Origin of the sequence: Pseudomonas sp. BIGb0278, from assembly GCF_024809895.1 — a bacterium.
Taxonomy (GTDB): Bacteria; Pseudomonadota; Gammaproteobacteria; order Pseudomonadales; family Pseudomonadaceae; genus Aquipseudomonas; species Aquipseudomonas shirazensis.
The window spans coordinates 387385-404134 of the sequence record NZ_JANUEL010000003.1 but is presented as its reverse complement, the minus strand read 5'-3'; the positions used below and the strand labels follow the sequence as shown (position 1 = coordinate 404134).

Sequence of the window (16750 nt, the reverse complement as noted above, 5' to 3'; positions counted from 1 at the left end):
CCGCGAAGGGCCGCAGAGCGGGCCCAACAACACGGAAGAACTTCAGTGAGCACTGCCCCCCGATCGATCCTGATGGTCGATGACGACCATGACATCCGCGAACTGCTGCAGACCTACTTGAGCCGCTCCGGCTTTCAGGTGCGCGCCGAGGCCGATGGCCAGGGTTTTCGCCAGGCGCTGGACAGCAAGACGTGTGACCTGGTGATTCTCGACGTGATGCTGCCCGACGAAGACGGCTTCAGCCTATGCCGTTGGGTGCGCCAGCACCCGCGCCAGTCGCGGGTGCCGATCATCATGCTCACCGCCAGTTCCGACGAGGCCGATCGGGTCATCGGCCTGGAGCTGGGCGCCGATGACTACCTCGGCAAACCGTTCAGCCCACGGGAGTTGCAAGCGCGGATCAAGGCCTTGCTGCGCCGTGCTGAGTTTGGCCAGGTAGCGCCCGCCAGTGCCGTGCTGGCGTTTGACGAATGGCAGCTGGATACCGTCAGCCATCGACTGTTCCACCGCGACGGTGAAGAGGTGATTCTGTCGGGCGCCGACTTTGCTTTGCTCAAGCTGTTTCTCGACCACCCGCAGCAGATCCTCGATCGCGACACCATCGGCAATGCTACCCGTGGCCGCGAGCCGATGCCGCTCGACCGTATCGTCGACATGGCCGTCAGCCGCCTGCGTTCACGCTTGCGCGATACCGACAAACCGCCACGGCTGATCCGCACCGTGCGCGGCAGTGGCTACCTGCTGGCGGCACATGTCAACCGCAGCCACTGAGCGCCGCTGGCGCCTGCTGCCGCGCTCGCTGCTGGGGCGCATGCTGCTGTTGACCCTGCTGGTGGTATTGCTGGCGCAGGGCCTGTCGAGCTTGATCTGGGTGGCGCAGTTGCGCGCCAGCCAGTTGCAGGGCCTGCGCGCCAGCGCGCAGAGCCTGGCCCACTCGATGAGCGCCAGTGTCAGTTACTTCCGCTCGTTGCCGGTGGCCTATCGGCCAATGGTCCTCGACCAATTGCGCAGCATGGGCGGCACGCGCTTTTTCGTATCGCTCAACGACAAGCCGCTGGACATGGCCACGCTGCCGATCACTCCGCGCAAGCAGGCAGTCATCGACGTGTTCCAGCAAGTGCTGCACGAGCGCCTCGGCCAGCAGGTGGAAGTTTCGGTCGAGTTCGTCAGCCCCGATCAGCTGCGCATCTTCAACAGCGGCCTCAAGCTCGATGAATTGCCGCGCTCGTGGGCGCATTATTCGCTGACCCTGGAACCGCTCAACCCACCGGTGCTGGTCAACCAGATCCGCCTGGCCGAAGGCGAGTGGCTGTACATCGCCTCGCTGCTGCCGGAGCCCTACACCAGCCTTGAGGCCGAGCGCCTGCCGCGTCAGCAGATCGGCTTCATTGCCCTGACCACGGCCATGTTGCTGCTGTTCATCGGCCTGTTGGTGCACTGGCAAAGTCGACCGTTGAAGCGTCTGGCCCGCGCGGCCCGCGATCTGTCGCTGGGCGCCGATGTGGTGCCGGTGACCGAGGGGGGCGGCAGCGAAGTGGTCGAGGTAGGTCGCGCCTTCAACAGTATGCGCGAGCGCATCAGCCGTTACCTGACCGAGCGCAGCCAGCTATTCAGCGCGATCTCGCACGACTTGCGCACGCCGATCACGCGCCTGCGCCTGCGCGTCGAGCTGCTTGAAGACGAACGCCTGCAAGCGCAGTTCAGCCGTGATTTGGACGAGCTGGAGCTGTTGGTCAAAGGCGCACTGCAGTGCGTCAAAGACACGGATATCCACGAGAACATCGAGCCGATCGATCTCAACCAGCTGCTGGAAATTCTCGCTGAACCGTACCTGCGTGACGGCCGGATCACCGTCGAGGGGCGGGCGTTGGCGCCGTATCCGGGCAAGGCGTTGGCCCTGCGCCGCTGCATCGGCAACCTGGTCGACAACGCGATCAAGTACGGCGAGCGCGCGCACCTGCGCATCATCGATGGCCCGGAGGGCTTTGTGCTGCAGGTCGATGACCACGGCCCGGGTGTGCCGCAGCAGCAAATGGAGCAGGTGTTCGAGCCGCATTTTCGTCTGGCCGGGCAGCAGCAAGGCTATGGCCTGGGCCTGGGCATCGCGCGCAATATTGCCCACAGTCATGGCGGTGAAGTCAGTTTGCTCAACCTGCGCGAGGGCGGCCTGCGGGTGACCCTGTGCCTGCCGCGCAGCGCCGAGTGAGCAACGCTTGGTCACCAGCCAGTGACAGCAATGGCGGCCTTTGTGACCTATTGGCCGTAGCACTCTGGCTAGACTTGGCCGCCACGACAGGCGCCGTGCCTGTTCTCGACAAGGACGCAGCAGGCCGATGAATCATGCTCAATCGCCGTTGATCGACGGGCCGCACAGTGCCTGGCTGGATGCCGAAGGGCAGCGTTTGCTGGCCTTCGCCAGAGCCTCACAGCTGGAACTCGGCTTCGGCAACCTCGACAGCTACGGCCACCTTGCCGCCGACGCAATTGCCGACACCATTACCACCGCGCGGATGACCCACAGCTTCGCCTTGGCTCATCTACAAGGCAGGCCCGGTTGTCTGGAACTGGTTGAGCTCGGCATCGCCGCCTTGGCCGGCAGGCTGCGCGATGTCGAGCACGGCGGCTGGTACGCCAGCGCGGCCCCCGCTGGCGACAGCATCAAAGCCGCTTACCTGCACGCCTTCGTTGCCCTTGCTGCGAGTTCTGCGCAGGTGGCCGGCAGCGCTGCTGCGCCGGCCTTGCTGGCGCAAGCCATCGAGATCATCGAGGCGCATTTCTGGAGTGAAAGCGAGGGTGCCCTGCGCGAAAGCTTCAGTCGCGATTGGCAGCAGCAGGAGGCCTATCGCGGGGCCAACAGCAACATGCATGGCACCGAAGCGTTTTTGGCCCTTGCCGACGTGACTGGCGAGCCGATCTGGTTGCAGCGTGCGCTGCGCATCGTCGAGCGGGTGATCCACGGCCATGCGCGTGCCAATGGCTTCAGTGTGATCGAGCACTTCGACCTGCACTGGCAGCCGCTCACCGATTACAACAGCGACAACCACGCCGATGGCTATCGACCCTACGGCGTTACTCCCGGCCACGGCTTCGAGTGGGCGCGGCTGCTGCTGCACCTTGAAGCTGCGCTGCAATTGGCCGATCTAGCGACACCCGACTGGCTACTGGCCGACGCACGCGGCCTGTTTGCCAGCGCCTGTCAGCACGCCTGGCACGCCGACGGCGCCCCCGGAATCGTCTACACCCTCGACTGGCAACAACGCCCGGTAGTACGCCAGCGCCTGCACTGGGTGCATGCCGAGGCCAGCGCCGCTGCCGCTGCGTTGTGGCAGCGCACGGGGGAGTCGCAATACCAGTGCTGGTACGGGCGTTTCTGGGCGTTCATCCAGGCGCATCTGATCGATAACGACGCCGGCAGCTGGCACCACGAACTGAGCCCGGACAACCTCCCCAGTGCGACGATATGGGCGGGCAAACCGGACCTCTATCACGCTTATCAGGCCGTGCTGTTGCCCACCCTGGCTCTGGCGCCAAGCCTTGCCACGGGCCTCGCGCGGCGAATGTAACCAACTGATGACAATCGCGCAGCGCTTCGTTACCTGAGGCGCCTTGCCGGGTTATTACACTCCTGTGCAATGCAAGCGACAGTCTTGCCCTGCATAACAACAAGAAAGGTATTGCGATGAACTCCACTCTGCGTCTCGCCGCCGCGATTTCCCTCGCCTCCCTGCTGCCCCTGAGCGCGTCTGCCGCCGATGCCAAAGGCTCGGTCGAAGTGGTGCACTGGTGGACCTCTGGTGGCGAAAAGGCTGCTGTCGATGTACTCAAGGCTCAAATCGAAAAAGACGGCTTCATCTGGAAAGATGGCGCTGTTGCCGGCGGCGGCGGTGCCACCGCAATGACCGTACTGAAGAGCCGAGCCGTGGCCGGCAACCCGCCAGGCGTGGCCCAGATCAAGGGCCCGGACATCCAGGAGTGGGCCTCCACCGGCCTGCTCGACAGTGACGTGCTCAAGGACGTGGCCAAAGAGCAGAACTGGGACGGCCTGCTGGAGCAGAAAGTCGCCGACACCGTCAAGTACGAGGGCGACTATGTCGCTGTGCCGGTCAACATCCACCGCGTCAACTGGCTGTGGATCAACCCCGAAGTATTCAACAAGGCCGGCATCGACAAGGCGCCGACCACCCTCGACGAGTTCTACGCCGCAGCCGAAAAACTCAAGGCAGCCGGCTTCATCCCGCTCGCCCACGGCGGCCAGCCATGGCAGGACAGCACCGTGTTCGAAGCGGTGGTGCTGTCGGTAATGGGCGCGGACGGTTACAAGCAGGCGCTGGTTGATCTTGACCAAAAGGTGCTGACCGGACCGGGCATGGTCAAGGCGCTGACCGAACTCAAGCGCGTCGCTACCTACATGGACGCTGACGGCAAAGGCCAGGACTGGAACCTGGAAGCCGCCAAGGTCATCAACGGCAAGGCCGGCATGCAGGTCATGGGCGACTGGGCCAAGAGCGAGTGGACCCTGGCCAACAAGGTCGCCGGCAAGGATTATCAGTGCGTGCCGTTCCCGGGTACCGACAAGGCCTTCACCTACAACATCGACTCGCTGGTGGTGTTCAAGCAGAAGGACGCCGGCACTTCGGCTGGCCAGCAGGACATCGCCAAAGTGGTGATGAGCCAGGACTTCCAGAAGCTGTTCAGCAGCAACAAGGGCTCGATCCCGGTACGTAAGGACATGCTCGTCGACATGGCCAAGCATGGCTTCGATGCCTGCGCGCAGACCTCGGCCAAGGACTTCCTTGCCGACGCCCAGACCGGCGGCCTGCAACCAAGCATGGCGCACAACATGGCGACCAACCTGGCAGTGCAGGGCGCGTTCTTCGATGTGGTCACCAACTACATCAACGACCCCAAGGCCGACCCGGCCGATGCCGCGAAAAAGCTCGGCGCGGCGATCAAGTCCGCCCAGTAACGGCTGGTCCGGCGCAGCCGTCCTCGCGGCGGCTGTACGCCACCCTCAGTTAACGTTCTGTACTGACAGGTATCGCTGCCATGACTACTGCGACCGCGCAACTGCGGGCCTCACCCCTGGACGCCGTGCAGCGCTGGTTACCTAAACTGGTACTGGCGCCGACCATGGTCATCATCCTGGTGGGCTTCTACGGTTATATCCTGTGGACCTTTGTCCTCTCGTTCACCACCTCGACCTTTTTGCCCAATTACAAATGGGCAGGGCTGGCGCAATACGCACGCCTGCTCGACAACGACCGCTGGTGGGTGGCGAGCAAGAACCTGCTGGTGTTCGGCAGCCTGTTCATCGGCATCAGCCTGGTCATCGGAGTGCTGCTGGCGATCCTGCTGGACCAGCGTATCCGCCGCGAAGGGTTTATCCGCACCATCTACCTATACCCGATGGCGCTGTCGATGATCGTCACCGGCACCGCCTGGAAGTGGCTGCTCAACCCGGGCATGGGCCTGGACAAGCTGATGCGCGACTGGGGCTGGGAAGGCTTTCGCCTGGACTGGCTGATCGACCCCGACCGGGTCGTGTACTGCCTGGTGATCGCTGCCGTTTGGCAAGCCTCCGGGTTCATCATGGCAATGTTTCTGGCCGGCCTGCGCGGGGTCGATCAGTCGATCATCCGCGCGGCGCAGATCGACGGTGCGAGCTTGCCGCGGATCTATTGGCAGGTGGTTCTGCCCAGCCTGCGCCCGGTATTTTTCAGTGCGGTGATGATCCTCTCGCACATCGCCATCAAGAGCTTTGACCTGGTGGCGGCGATGACCGCTGGCGGCCCGGGTTACTCGTCCGACCTGCCGGCCATGTTCATGTACTCGTTCACCTTCAGCCGTGGCCAGATGGGCATGGGTTCGGCCAGCGCGATTCTTATGCTGGGCGCGATCCTGGCGATTCTGGTGCCTTACTTGTACTCGGAGCTGAGGAACAAACGCCATGACTAGCCGCCTCGACAAACCGGCCATCAGCCTCAGTCGGCTGGCCATTCATGCGGTATTGCTGTTTGCCGTGCTGCTGTACCTGGTGCCGCTGGTGGTGATGCTGCTGACCAGCTTCAAGACCCCGGAAGACATCGGCAGCGGCAACCTGCTCAGTTGGCCGGCGGTGGTCACCAGCATCGGCTGGGCCAAGGCCTGGGCCACGGTCAGTGGCTATTTCTGGAACTCGATCATGATCACCGTACCGGCGGTGCTGATCTCTACCGCGCTCGGCGCACTCAATGGCTACGTGCTGGCGATGTGGCGTTTCCGTGGCTCGCAGGTGTTCTTCGGCCTGCTGCTGTTTGGCTGCTTCCTGCCGTTCCAGACCGTGCTGCTGCCAGCCTCGTTCACCCTCGGCAAGCTCGGCCTGGCCAACACCACCGCTGGCCTGGTGCTGGTGCATGTGGTGTATGGCCTGGCGTTCACCACGCTGTTTTTCCGCAACTACTACGTGACCATCCCCGATGCGTTGGTGAAGGCGGCGCGGCTGGATGGTGCCGGGTTTTTCACCATCTTCGGGCGGATCATTCTGCCGATGTCGACGCCGATCATCATGGTCTGCCTGATCTGGCAGTTCACCCAGATCTGGAACGATTTTCTGTTCGGCGTGGTGTTCTCCAGCGGCGATTCGCAACCGATCACCGTGGCCCTCAACAACCTGGTCAACACCAGCACCGGGGCCAAGGAATACAACGTCGACATGGCCGCGGCAATGATCGCCGGCCTGCCAACCCTGCTGGTCTATGTGGTCGCAGGCAAGTATTTCGTGCGCGGCCTGAGCGCCGGCGCAGTCAAGGGGTAAGTCATGGCCACACTCGAACTTCGCAACGTCAACAAGACCTACGGCACTGGTGTGCCAGACACACTGAAAGACATCCAGCTGGCGATCAAGGACGGTGAGTTTCTGATCCTGGTCGGCCCTTCCGGCTGCGGCAAGTCGACCTTGATGAACTGCATCGCTGGCCTGGAGAGCATCAGCGGCGGGGCGATCCTGATCGATGGCGACGACGTCAGCGGCATGAGCCCGAAGGATCGCGACATCGCCATGGTGTTCCAGTCGTACGCGCTGTATCCGACCATGAGCGTGCGCGACAACATCGCCTTCGGTCTGAAGATCCGCAAGCTGCCCCAGGCAGCCATCGACGAAGAAGTGGCGCGGGTAGCCAAGCTGCTGCAGATCGAACACCTGCTCACGCGCAAGCCGGGCCAGCTCTCCGGCGGCCAGCAGCAGCGCGTGGCGATGGGTCGGGCGCTGGCACGGCGGCCGAAGATCTACCTGTTCGACGAGCCGCTGTCCAACCTCGACGCCAAGCTGCGGGTTGAGATGCGCACCGAAATCAAGCTGATGCACCAACGGCTGAAAACCACCACGGTGTACGTCACCCATGACCAGATCGAGGCGATGACCCTGGGCGACAAGGTGGCGGTGATGAAGGACGGCATCATCCAGCAGTTCGGCACCCCGCAGCAGATCTACAACGACCCGGCCAACCAGTTTGTGGCCAGCTTCATTGGCTCGCCGCCGATGAACTTCGTGCCGGTGCGCCTGCGCGAGCAGGGCGGCCGTGTGCTGGCGCTGCTCGACAGTGGCCAGGCGCGCTGCGAGCTGGCGCTGGGCGCGGCCAGCCAAGGCTTCGATGGCCGTGAAGTGATTCTCGGCATTCGTCCCGAGCAGATCAGCCTCGGTGCAGGGGAGGGCGACGGCCTGTCGCTGTTGCGCGCCGAAGTCCAGATCACCGAGCCGACCGGGCCGGACCTGCTGGTCTTCGTCACGGTCAACCAGACCAAGCTGTGCTGCCGGCTGGCGCCGGATATCAGCTGCCAGGTCGGCGACACCCTCAACCTGCAGCTGGACCCGGCACGGGTGCTGCTGTTCGACGCGCAAACCGGTGAGCGCCTGCACCTGGCTCGCCACGCCGCACCCTTGCAAGACAACGTTGCCCACATCGCGGGCCGTTGATTGGACCCTTCATAACAAGAAAAGAGGACGCACAGGGATGGAACATCGCAATCGCATCAGCACGTTGGGTTCGCTGGCCTTGCTGGCCGTGGTCGGCAGCAGCAGCGTACAGGCCGCCGAGGCCTTCTCCAGCGAATCGAAATGGATGAGTGGCGACTGGGGCGGCACCCGCACCGAGCTGCTCGACAAGGGCTACGACTTCACCCTCGACTACGTCGGTGAGGTCGCCGGCAACCTCAATGGCGGTTACAACGACGACAAGACTGCGCGCTACAGCGACCAGTTCGCCCTCGGCATGCACCTGGACCTGGAGAAAATCCTCGGCTGGCACGACACCGAGTTCAAGCTGGCGGTCACCGAGCGCAGCGGCCGCAACCTGTCCAACGACCGCATCAGCGACCCGCGCGCCGGTCAGTTCAGTTCGGTGCAGGAAGTCTGGGGCCGCGGCCAGACCTGGCGGCTGACCCAGATGTGGATCAAGCAGAAGTATTTCGATGGCGCGCTGGACGTCAAATTCGGCCGCTACGGCCCGGGCGAGGACTTCAACAGCTTCCCTTGCGACTTCCAGAACCTGGCGTTCTGCGGCTCGCAGGTGGGTAACTGGGTTGGCGGCATCTGGTACAACTGGCCCGTTAGCCAGTGGGCATTGCGGGTCAAGTACAACATCACCCCGGAAGTCTTCGTGCAGGTCGGTGCGTTCGAGCAGAACCCGTCCAACCTCGAAACCGGCAACGGCTTCAAGCTCAGCGGCAGTGGCACCAAAGGCGCGATCATTCCGGTCGAGGCGGTCTGGCAGCCCAGGGTCAATGGCCTGCCGGGTGAATACCGCCTGGGTTATTACTACAGCACGGCCTCGGCCGATGACGTCTACAAGGATGTCAACGGCAACGCCCAGGGCATCAGCGGCGTCGGCTTCAAGTCGCACTCGAGCAAGCACGGCTGGTGGGTGGTGGCCCAGCAGCAAGTCACTGCACATGCCGGTGACGTCAATCGTGGCCTGAGCCTGTTCGCCAACTTCACCGTGCACGACAAGGCCACCAACGTGGTCGACAACTACCAGCAAGTCGGCATGGTCTACAAAGGCGCTTTCGATTCACGGCCCAAGGATGACATCGGCTTCGGCATCGCCCGGATCCACGTCAACGATGACGTGAAAAAGCGCGCCGAGCAGCTCAACGCACAGAGCGGTATCAGTGATTACAACGACATGGGCTTTGTGCCGCTGCAGCGCACCGAGTACAACGCCGAGCTGTACTACGGCTTCCACGTCACCAACTGGCTGACCGTGCGGCCCAACCTGCAGTACATCAAAAGCCCAGGTGGGGTTGATGAAGTCGACAACGCGCTGGTCGCAGGGCTGAAGATTCAGTCGTCATTCTGAGGCTAAATGTTGTAAATTTACGCCATCGTAGCGACCGCACTGCGGTCGCTTGTCGCCCAGCCGTTGTCACGCAGGCTGTTTCAGCAGTGCGTGGCGACGCGTTTGGCCGGCAACCGCGGCCCTAATGACAACAAGAGTTACCAGCCATGCCCGAACATCCGCTCCACTGCTTGTTCACCCCGCAGCGGCCCAGGCCCGTCTTCGAGTGGGAGCGTCATCAACAGCGCGATGTCCTTGTCATCGATCACCCGCACTGCCAGGCGGTGTTCAGCCGTCAGGGTGCGCAATTGCTGCACTTTCAGCCGAGCGGCGAACGGCCGTGGTTGTGGTGCGCCGAGCAATGGCCGCAAGTTGGCGCGATCCGCGGGGGAGTGCCGGTGTGCTGGCCCTGGTACGGGCGCCACCCCAGTGAAGACCTGTGGCCTACCCATGGTTGGGCCCGGCTACTGGACTGGAAGCTGCTGAGCAGCACATCCGACGATGACGGTGTGACCCTGGTGTGGCAGTTGCAGCTGTGTGAGTGGCAGGTCGACCTGCACGCGCGGCTCGGCAAGAACATGGAGCTCAAGCTCAGCACCGTGCATCAGGACAGTGAAACCTGCCAATTGAGTCATGCTCTGCTGGCTTACTGGCGTATTAGTGACGTTGCCAAGATAGCGCTGTCTGGGCTCGAAAACATTGAAGGTTATGACCAGCTCAGCCGGCAGAGCTGCCGGCAGAAGGGCGCCTTGAAGGTCGGCGGCGGGTGTCAGCGAGTGTATCCAGGCACCTCATCGGTGCAGTTGCACGACCCGACCTGGGACCGCGAGCTGTGCATCGATACCGGCGACAGCGACGACACCGTGGTCTGGCACCCCGGCAGCCGTCCGCTGATGGGCGTCAGTGGCCGCGAGAGTCAGCGCTTCGTCTGTGTCGAAGCCGCCAGCGGCAGCACCGCTGGCCTGAGCCTGGCGCCGGGCGAGCAGGCGCACCTGAGCCTGCAGGCGCACCGGCTCAATTGAGCTCGTCGTCCTCGATCGGGTAGCGGCTGGCGTTGAGGCTCTCTTTGATCTTGCGCAGGTGCGGCTGGAAGTCGACGCCGCGGCGCAGGGTCATGCCGGTGGCCAGGACGTCGAGCACGGTCAGTTGGATGATCCGCGAAGTCATCGGCATGTAGATGTCGGTGTCTTCCGGCAGCGGAATATGCAGGCTCATGCTGCAGGCGTTGGCCAGCGGCGAGCCGGCGGCGGTCAGGCCGAGCACCGAGGCGCCGTTTTCGCGAGCGACGCGGGCAACCTCGACCAGCTCACGGGTGCGCCCGGTGTAGGAGATGATCACGAACAGGTCGCCGGTGTGTGCTACCGAGGCGAGCATGCGCTGCATCAGCACGTCGGCGTGGGCCGACACGGCCAGGTTGAAGCGGAAGAACTTGTGCTGGGCGTCCAGTGCCACCGGGGCCGAGGCGCCGAGGCCGAAGAAGTGGATCTGGCGGGCCTGGATCATCATGTCGACGGCGCGGCTGACCTGCTGCGGGTCGAGTTGCTGGCAGGCACTGTCGAGCGAGGCGATGGCGCTGCCGAAGATCTTCTGGGTGTAGGCGGCCGGATCATCATCAGCCTCGACCGCACGGCTGACGTAGGCGGCGCCGCTGGCCAGGCTCTGCGCCAGCTGCAGCTTGAGTTCCGGGTAGCCGCTGACGCCGAACGAGCGGCAGAAGCGGTTGACGGTCGGTTCGCTGACCTTGGCCGCCTGGGCCAGTGCGGCGATGCTGAAACGGGTGGCCTGTTGCGGGTTGAGCAGGATGACTTCGGCGACTTTGCGTTCGGCCTTGTTCAGCTCATCGAGGCGTCCCTGGATCTGTTCCAGAAGGTTGCGCACGCGGTCCATGGTATGTCCTTGGGTCGAGAAGACGGCCGGCTGGCGTTACAGCAGGCTTTTTGCAGGGTTGTCTATCGTACTGTCGGTAGGGGTTGATCTACCACTTGTCTGTAACACTTGTCGGCAATGTTGTGGTTTTTACTACATTACCTCTTGAAAAGTGCGGTTGAAAACGATATTCCTAGGCCAACTTTAGGAAAGAACCAACATCATGGCTGCGATCAGTGTTGAACCTTGCACCTTTGCCTTGTTTGGCGCCTTGGGCGACCTGGCACTGCGCAAGCTGTTCCCCGCGCTTTATCAGCTCGACCGTGCCGGCCTCCTGCACGCCGATTCGCGCTTGCTGGCGCTGGCCCGCGAGGCCGGTGACAGCCAGCAGCACCTGGCCAACATCGAAGCGCACCTGCGCCGGTTTGTGCCCGATGCCGATATTGAAGCGGCTACGCTTGGGCGCTTTTTGGCCCGGCTGAGCTACCTGCATCTGGATTTCCTCCAACCCGAGGGCTATCAGACCCTCGCTGAACAGGCCGCCCCAGGCGTGCCGCTGATCGCCTACTTTGCCACCCCGGCGGCGGTGTACGGCGCGATTTGCGAGAACCTCGACAAGGCCGGCCTGGTCGAGCGCACCCGGGTGGTGCTGGAAAAACCCATCGGGCACGATCTTGAGTCATCGCGGCGGGTCAACGACGCGGTGGCGCGGTTCTTCCCCGAGAGCCGGGTCTATCGCATCGACCACTATCTGGGCAAGGAGACGGTGCAGAACCTGATCGCCCTGCGCTTCGCCAACAGCCTGTTCGAGACTCAGTGGAACCAGAATTCGATCTCCCATGTGGAGATCACCGTGGCCGAAAAGGTCGGTATCGAAGGCCGTTGGGGCTACTTCGACAAGGCCGGCCAGCTACGCGACATGATCCAGAACCATTTGCTGCAGCTGCTCTGCCTGATTGCCATGGACCCGCCCAGCGACCTCTCGGCCGACAGTATCCGCGACGAGAAGGTCAAGGTGCTCAAGGCCCTGGCGCCGATCACTGGCGAGGCCCTCAGCACCGCCGTGGTCCGCGGCCAGTACATCGCCGGTTACAGCGATGGCAAGCCAGTGCCGGGCTACCTCGAAGAAGACAATGCCAACGCCCAGAGCGACACCGAAACCTTCGTCGCCCTGCGTGCCGATATCCGCAACTGGCGTTGGTCGGGGGTGCCGTTCTACCTGCGCACCGGCAAGCGTATGCCTGGCAAGCTGTCGCAGATCGTCATCCACTTCAAGGAAACCCCGCACTATATCTTCGCTCCGGAACAGCGCTTGCAGATCGGCAACAAGCTGATCATCCGCCTGCAGCCGGACGAAGGTATTTCGCTGCGGGTGATGACCAAGGAGCAGGGCCTGGACAAGGGCATGCAACTGCGCAGCGGCCCGCTGCAACTGAATTTTTCCGACACCTGGCGCAGTGCGCGGATTCCGGATGCCTACGAGCGCTTGCTGCTGGAAGTGATGCGCGGCAACCAGAACCTGTTCGTGCGCAAGGATGAAATCGAATATGCCTGGAAGTGGTGCGATCAGCTGATCGCTGGCTGGAAAAACGCCGGTGACGCGCCCAAGCCCTATGCGGCCGGTTCATGGGGGCCGATGAGCTCGATTGCACTGATTACACGTGATGGGAGGTCATGGTATGGCGATATCTGAACTGCAACTGCCAAGCGTCGTCACGACGCACCAACTGGCTGATGCCAAGGCGTTGGCTGCACGCCTGGCGGCGGATGTCGCCGAGCGTCTGCGCCAGGCCATTGCCAGTAGAGACCAGGCCTGCCTGGTGTTGTCTGGCGGGCGTAGCCCCGTGCCGTTTCTCGAACAGCTGGCCAGCGCCGAGCTGGACTGGAGCAAAGTCACCGTCAGCCTCGCCGACGAGCGCTGGGTGCCGGTCGAGCATGCCGACAGCAATGCTGGCCTGTTGGCCCGGCACCTGTTCAAAGGCCCGGCGGCCAAGGCCCGTTTCATCGGCCTGTATCAAAACGCCGGCAACCTTGAGGCCGCCGCCGAGCAGGCCGATCAAGCCCTCGCCGAGTTGCCGCCGATCGACGTACTGGTGCTGGGCATGGGTGACGATGGCCATACCGCCTCGCTGTTCCCGGCCAGCCCGTTGTTGCGCCAGGGCCTGGCCAAGGTCGGGGAGCAGCGAGTGTTGCCGATGCTTGCGCCCAGCGTCCCGCATCAGCGCCTGAGCATGACCCGCGCCTTGCTGGCCAGCGCTGCCTTTACTGCTTTGTCTGTGCAGGGGGCCGGCAAGCTGGCGACCCTGCGCGCCGCGCTGGCGGGCGATGACCCCAGCGAAATGCCGATTCGCGCCTTTCTTCACGACCCCCTGAGCATCTACTGGTGCCCATGAGCCAAGGATCCACTGTCATGACCACCCTTGAACGCCCCCAGCCTTTGCTGTCGATGGCCGAAAAAACCGCGCGGATCGATGTGATCTGCGCCGCTGCACGGATCCTGCCGGTGATTACCATCGCCCGTGAGCAGGACATCCTGCCGCTGGCCGATGCGCTGGCCGCTGGCGGCATTCGCACGCTGGAAGTAACCCTGCGCTCGCAGCATGGCTTGAAGGCCATTGAAGTGCTGCGCGAGCAGCGCCCGGAACTGTGCATCGGCGCCGGCACTGTGCTCGATCGCGGTATGTTCACTGCTGTCCAGGCCGCAGGCGCGCAGTTTGTGGTGACCCCGGGGATCACTGCCGACATTCTCGCTGCCGGTGTAGAGAGTGACATTCCGCTGTTGCCAGGCATCAGCACGCCGTCGGAGATCATGCAGGGCTACGCCCTCGGTTACCGCCGCTTCAAGCTGTTCCCGGCCGAAATCAGCGGTGGCGTGGCAGCGATCAAGGCCTTTGGCGGGCCGTTTGGCGATATCCGCTTCTGCCCAACCGGCGGCGTCAATCCAGGCAATGTGCGCAACTACATGGCGCTGAACAACGTGATGTGCGTGGGTGGCACCTGGATGCTTGACAGCAGCTGGATCAAGAACGGCGACTGGAACCGCATTACCGAATGCAGCGCCGAGGCGCTGGCATTGTTCGACTGATTGAATTCGTTGTGTGCTGCACGGCTTATGGGGCGCTTGGTCAGCGCCCCTTTTTTTTGGGCCGAACGGCTGTGTAGGAGCGGCCTTGCGTCGCGAAAGGCGCGCGTAGCGTGCCCAGCAATCTCGCGGCGCTGCACAAATCGAGGGGCCGCTGCGCAGCCCTTTCGCGACACAAGGCCGCTCCTACAGGCGGATTGGTCAGGCCAGGCGGAAGCGGCTGACCAGTTGCTGCTGATGCTCGGCCAGGCGCGCCAGTTCCTGGCTGGTGACGGCGGTCTGCTGGGCGCCGGCGCTGACCTGGATGACCAGGTCGTTGATCTCGTTGACGTTGCGGCTGATGTCTTCCGAGACCGCACTCTGCTCTTCAGCGGCCGAGGCGATCTGGATAGTACGGTCGTTGATGGTGGCCACGCCTTCGGCGATATTGCCGAGCAATTCGCCGGCCCGACCGATACGTTCGGCGCCTGACTGCGCCTTGCTCAGGGTCTCCAGCATCGAGGCGTTGGCGCGGTCCGAGCCTGCCTGCAGGTTGCTGATCATCTGCTGGATATTGCCAGTCGACTCCTGAGTGCGCTGAGCGAGCGTGCGCACTTCCGAGGCGACGACAGCAAAGCCACGGCCATGGTCGCCGGCGCGGGCGGCCTCGATGGCGGCGTTGAGGGCGAGCAGGTTGGTTTGCTCGGCGATGCCGCGAATCACGTCCAGCACCGAGGTGATGGCGTCGCTTTCGTCCTTGAGCTCATCGATGATGGTGGCGGTCTGCTGGGCCTGGCTGGACAACTCGCGGATCAGCGTGATGGTGGTTTCGATCTCCTCGCGGCCCACCACGGTGCTGCCATGGATCTGCTGGGAAAGGTTGGCTGCATCGCTGGTGCTCTGGGCCACGTCGCGCACGGTGGCGCTCATTTCATTGATCGCGGTGGCGACCAGTTCGGTGCTCTGGCGTTGCTGTTCGACGCTGCGGCTGGTTTGCAGGGTGACGGCCGACGACTCTTCGGCAGCCGTGGCCACCTGAGCAGTCGCGCTGCCGATCTCCTGGACGATCTCGGTGATCTCCTGGGCCATGCGGTTGAGGTTGGCGGCGATCTGGCCGAATTCGTCCTGGCTGCGATAGTGGGTGCGTGCGGTCAGATCGCGGCCGGCCAGGGCATTCAGGGTGGCGTTGATGTCATGCACCGCCCGGCCCATGCTGCGGATGATCAGCGATGCCAGTAGAGCCACGCAGAATAGCGCCAGCGCTGCACCAATAGCGGTCAGCCAGAGCGCGCGGGCGGCGCCGCTGCGGGCCTGCTCGGCAAGTTGGCCGACGGTCTGCGCCAGGCTGGTTTCGACTTCGCTCATTTGGTCGATGCGTTGGGTCGCAAGTTCAAACCAGGCTTCAGGCTTGGTATTCAGAGGCTGGCCCAGCGGTACGTCGAAACCCAGTTTCTGCAGTTTTGACACTTCCAGAGCTGCCGGGCTTTGCAGAGCGTTCTGGTATTGGCTCAATACGCCGGCGGGTGCCTTGCGCATAAAACCTTCGCTATAAGCGGTGAATTCACCCAGGTTACGGCTAAAGCGCGATAACAGTGCCGCATCGAAGTGATCCTGATTGAATGCCAGGCCGAGGATAACGCGCTCACGGCCCGCGCGCTCCTTGAGTTCGATAAATTGATTGAGCGCGCTGAGCGCTTGTACCACGGCAGTATCGGTGACGCGGTTTTCCAATGAATGGGTATAGCCGATCAGCTGTTGAATAAGTTCGGTATAACGCAGACTGGATTGCGTGCTGTCGATGCTCAAACCGTCGACCTGGCCACGCAGCGCTGAAAGTTGCTCGAGGCTGCTTAGTGTCTGGCTCAACTCAGCGGATTTTTCCGGCAGGTTGCGCAGTGTTTCCAGTGCAGCGCTGCTGTCCTGGCGAAACTGACCAAGGCGATCGCCCATGTTCTTGCCCTGGCTACCGATGAACACGCCGCTGGCGCCACGCTCGCGTTGCAGGCGGGTGATCAGCTGGCTGATCGACTGGGCGGTGCCGCTGGCGCTGACCGTGGCCTGCATGTCCCGCAGGGTGCGCAGGTTGTCGTTCAGAAACAGGCCGGCTAGCACCAGAAAGCCGAGCAGGGGGAACAGCAATATCAACAACAGTTTCTGGCGTAGCGGTGCGTTGGTCAACATTGGCTTTGGCCTCGATATACTTGTGAGCAGAAGTAAATATGGCGAGTGCCGAAGCTGTTGTTGTCATTGGTGGCACGCAGCCACTATGTTAAATGTTTAATAAAATAAAGCGAAGGTAATAAGCGACGTATTTCGTCGGAGAATTTGCTGCCCAGCTTTAGTGCAATAAACAAAGTGTTGATCCATGTCAGTGCATGTTCAGTTAGTTGCGACATAAAGATAATTAGTTCGAAAATCAACGTTTGCCCCGCCGTGCGCGCATCCCCGTAGGAGCGGCCTTGTGTCGCGAAAGGCCCGCACAGCGGGCCCGGCTATGTCAGCGGCGAAGCTG

At 62.9% G+C, this 16750-nt stretch carries 14 protein-coding genes and 1 pseudogene; 12 read left to right on the top strand and 3 right to left on the bottom strand.

The genetic code is table 11. From position 1 onward, the window contains the following. Positions 1-45 precede the first annotated feature (45 nt). The 9 genes from M2396_RS14590 (at position 46) to M2396_RS14550 (ending at position 10333) form a co-directional block, all read left to right on the top strand. Positions 46-771, top strand: coding sequence for a response regulator (locus M2396_RS14590; RefSeq protein ID WP_259075682.1), 726 nt, complete (start codon positions 46-48; stop codon positions 769-771). After that, entirely contained in the window at positions 752-2206 is a 1455-nt protein-coding gene (locus tag M2396_RS14585) for an ATP-binding protein (protein ID WP_103436225.1), read from the top strand. Before M2396_RS14590 ends, M2396_RS14585 begins: the two co-directional genes overlap by 20 nt. 127 nt (positions 2207-2333) lie before the next feature. After that, positions 2334-3563 (top strand): AGE family epimerase/isomerase, encoded by a 1230-nt coding sequence (locus M2396_RS14580; protein WP_259075680.1) that lies wholly within the window; start codon positions 2334-2336, stop codon positions 3561-3563. A gap of 116 nt (positions 3564-3679) precedes the next feature. Beyond that, the gene (locus tag M2396_RS14575) at positions 3680-4966 is read left to right on the top strand and encodes an ABC transporter substrate-binding protein (protein WP_150571065.1); all 1287 of its coding nucleotides are present in this window, start codon (positions 3680-3682) and stop codon (positions 4964-4966) included. An 80-nt stretch (positions 4967-5046) separates the two neighbouring features. Then, positions 5047-5955 carry a carbohydrate ABC transporter permease gene (locus M2396_RS14570; RefSeq protein WP_101316973.1) on the top strand — a complete coding sequence of 303 codons (909 nt, stop codon included), beginning with the start codon at positions 5047-5049 and terminating at the stop codon, positions 5953-5955. Beyond that, positions 5948-6793, top strand: a complete 846-nt coding sequence (locus tag M2396_RS14565; RefSeq protein WP_101316975.1) for a carbohydrate ABC transporter permease — start codon at positions 5948-5950, stop codon at positions 6791-6793. Before M2396_RS14570 ends, M2396_RS14565 begins: the two co-directional genes overlap by 8 nt. A 3-nt stretch (positions 6794-6796) precedes the next feature. After that, on the top strand, positions 6797-7951 hold the full coding sequence (locus tag M2396_RS14560) for an ABC transporter ATP-binding protein (RefSeq protein ID WP_150571064.1): 1155 nt from the start codon (positions 6797-6799) through the stop codon (positions 7949-7951). A 37-nt stretch (positions 7952-7988) separates the two neighbouring features. Beyond that, positions 7989-9332 (top strand): carbohydrate porin, encoded by a 1344-nt coding sequence (locus M2396_RS14555; protein WP_150571063.1) that lies wholly within the window; start codon positions 7989-7991, stop codon positions 9330-9332. Positions 9333-9478: 146 nt separating this feature from the next. Beyond that, on the top strand, positions 9479-10333 hold the full coding sequence (locus M2396_RS14550) for a D-hexose-6-phosphate mutarotase (protein WP_150573734.1): 855 nt from the start codon (positions 9479-9481) through the stop codon (positions 10331-10333). Here the strand turns inward: M2396_RS14550 and hexR are convergent. Further along, positions 10326-11189 (bottom strand): DNA-binding transcriptional regulator HexR, encoded by an 864-nt coding sequence (hexR, locus tag M2396_RS14545; protein WP_178080816.1) that lies wholly within the window; start codon positions 11187-11189, stop codon positions 10326-10328. The genes M2396_RS14550 and hexR overlap by 8 nt on opposite strands. Before the next feature lie 211 nt (positions 11190-11400). Here hexR and zwf point away from each other — a divergent pair, with 211 nt between their 5' ends. From zwf to M2396_RS14530, 3 genes are read left to right on the top strand one after another with little or no spacing between them, the layout of a single operon-like run. Continuing rightward, on the top strand, positions 11401-12870 hold the full coding sequence (gene zwf, locus M2396_RS14540) for a glucose-6-phosphate dehydrogenase (protein WP_101316985.1): 1470 nt from the start codon (positions 11401-11403) through the stop codon (positions 12868-12870). Further along, positions 12857-13570 (top strand): 6-phosphogluconolactonase, encoded by a 714-nt coding sequence (gene pgl, locus M2396_RS14535; protein WP_181108803.1) that lies wholly within the window; start codon positions 12857-12859, stop codon positions 13568-13570. Before zwf ends, pgl begins: the two co-directional genes overlap by 14 nt. A 17-nt stretch (positions 13571-13587) precedes the next feature. Continuing rightward, complete coding sequence (locus M2396_RS14530) at positions 13588-14262, top strand: bifunctional 4-hydroxy-2-oxoglutarate aldolase/2-dehydro-3-deoxy-phosphogluconate aldolase (RefSeq protein ID WP_188035479.1); 675 nt, start codon at positions 13588-13590, stop codon at positions 14260-14262. Positions 14263-14460: 198 nt separating this feature from the next. Here M2396_RS14530 and M2396_RS24385 read toward each other — a convergent pair whose 3' ends face one another. Beyond that, positions 14461-15327, bottom strand: a complete 867-nt coding sequence (locus tag M2396_RS24385; RefSeq protein ID WP_409035103.1) for a methyl-accepting chemotaxis protein — start codon at positions 15325-15327, stop codon at positions 14461-14463. Then, positions 15322-16302: pseudogene (locus M2396_RS24380) on the bottom strand (nitrate- and nitrite sensing domain-containing protein); the annotation flags it as partial. The gene M2396_RS24385 and the pseudogene M2396_RS24380, both read right to left, overlap by 6 nt. Positions 16303-16750: the final 448 nt, after the last annotated feature.